This window comes from Ideonella sp. P3_A4, assembly GCF_056403075.1.
Map to the genome: position 1 here is coordinate 1 of NZ_JBFUGE010001031.1, position 1,435 is coordinate 1,435.

The 1,435-nt window shown below is 57.8% G+C and carries 2 protein-coding genes; both read right to left on the reverse strand.

Annotation, left to right across the window (positions count from 1 at the left end):
• Positions 1-18 precede the first annotated feature (18 nt).
• Positions 19-450: a hypothetical protein gene (locus tag AC1DYI_RS35530; protein ID WP_477208797.1), complete on the reverse strand. Its 432-nt coding sequence runs from the start codon at positions 448-450 to the stop codon at positions 19-21.
• A 77-nt stretch (positions 451-527) separates the two neighbouring features.
• Positions 528-905 (reverse strand): DUF4288 domain-containing protein, encoded by a 378-nt coding sequence (locus AC1DYI_RS35535; protein WP_477208798.1) that lies wholly within the window; start codon positions 903-905, stop codon positions 528-530.
• Positions 906-1,435 lie beyond the last annotated feature (530 nt).

Consider the following 1,435-nt stretch of genomic DNA (forward strand, 5'->3'; position numbering starts at 1 on the left):
TGACGGAGGGGTTAGGGCTCAGGTGTCGTGGGCGTTGCGCCTGAACCATGCCGCAGACGTTTTGGAAAAGAAGAGCAAATAGAGAGCGACGAAGTCTACTGCCCAGCTGAGAATATTTGCAAAATTCTCAGGTGATGTTAAACCAAATGGATCGGAAACGCGTATTGCAGACAACAGGCCATACAGCATGAAGACGAGGAGAAGAATCCGAGCCCAGCCGTGACCCCGATAAACGTAAACATAGAGAACAGCGACAAAGAGTAGCGAAAACAGAGTGGCCGCTACTTCAACGGCGGTTTGTTCCGTATGCAGATAGAGAGCGGGTAGGACAAGCACTAAGCCAGCCCACAGAAGCGCGACAGCAATCTTTATCGAGCGAGGCGGCGGACTTGCGGGTACTTGCGGATCTGCGATTGGAGCGCCCGGCGGCGCGTACTTGTTCTTTTCCATCGGTGAGCTCTAACGTTCGACGTAAGGGGCTGGCCGCAGGCCAGTCCCCTTGACGGAGGGGTTAGGCCTCGCCGTGCCTATTGGCGAAACGCGCTCTTCGGCTTTACCCATTGCCGCAGTGTCTTTAGCTTGCGTGCCCCATGCTCGGCCCAGGCGATTTCGGCGCCATCACCGAGCTGCTCGTAGATTGGAAGTATCTCGGTCACACCAACGTACTCCCACTTCACACGAACGCCATTCGGCCCGCCACGATAGGGCTTGGCGGCTGCCCTGGCAATTCTTTCCACTTTGGCATATGCGGAATCCATCGTGTCGGCTTTGACCAGCACGGTGTTCTCCCAGGAGACAAAGCGCCGATCTGGATCGTTGCGCGCCTCATCGCCGAGCTCGATGAAACGGAGCAGGTACGTGCCAAGGTACCAACCTACTGGCGAAATGTTCTTGTCGTGACCCATGCTGTTGCTGCTTGAGGCCTAACGTCCGACGTAAGGGGCGGCTTGCGGCTTGCCGCAAGACGTCCCCTTGACGGAGATGTTAGGCGAGCGACGTTGAGCAAGGCAGTGACAGGAACGCGAGGGCACCAACATGGCGACTGGACTTCTAGATCGCGGCGACGCTGAACGAAGGCGCCTGGAGACTTGCGGCATTTCGGTTCCTGCAGCCTCAATCATTGGTGAACCCCGTTTGCCCGTATTTTCCACCCCGGGAAGACCAAGCAAGCCAACCCTGGAGTGGCAAAGGGCTTCGAGCGAATACTGACCGGCCTGACAGACGCTGGGCTGTTCTTGGGCTGCTGAGCGCTCGAAGGACGACGTATTGCACGGTACCAGCCTGGATGGCAGATGTGACCCGGCACTGAGACAGAGGCATTTCTGACTTTGCCTAACGTTCGACGTAAGGGGCCTGCCGAAGGCAGGTCCCCTTGACGGAGGGGTTAGGCACCGGAGATGCACCCACCGTGATGGACTTGCCGTGCAAGGCAGGC

Bases quoted from the DNA above. Each gene is read 5' to 3' on its own strand.
- AC1DYI_RS35530 (WP_477208797.1), bottom strand. From the start codon at position 450: ATGGAAAAGAACAAGTACGCGCCGCCGGGCGCTCCAATCGCAGATCCG.
- AC1DYI_RS35535 (WP_477208798.1), bottom strand. From the start codon at position 905: ATGGGTCACGACAAGAACATTTCGCCAGTAGGTTGGTACCTTGGCACG.